Annotated in this window: 1 protein-coding gene; it reads left to right on the top strand. The window is 45.3% G+C overall.

Annotated elements, in window-relative coordinates; all coding sequences use genetic code 11:
* On the top strand, positions 1 to 245 hold a 245-nt coding region (locus tag SB775_RS32780; protein WP_410865468.1), incomplete at both ends, for an ABC transporter substrate-binding protein.

The raw sequence follows: 245 nt of genomic DNA, 5'->3' as shown, positions 1-245 counted from the left end.
CGAGACTGAATGAAAAGCACGAACCATTTCCTGCAATGGCAGAAAAATGGGAGATTTCAGAGGACGGGAAAACGTACACATTCCATTTAAGAGATGGTATCAAGTGGTCGAATGGTGATCCAGTCAAAGCGAGCGACTTTGAATATGCTTGGAAGCGGCTGTTAGATCCGAAAACGGGATCTTCTGCATCGTTCTTAGCATACATGATTGAAGGAGGCGAGGCATTTAACAGCGGCAAAGGAAAG

This window comes from Peribacillus sp. SIMBA_075, from assembly GCF_046534585.1.
The sequence above is the reverse complement of the archived record's forward strand: the minus strand, read 5'-3'. Positions and strand labels throughout refer to the sequence as shown.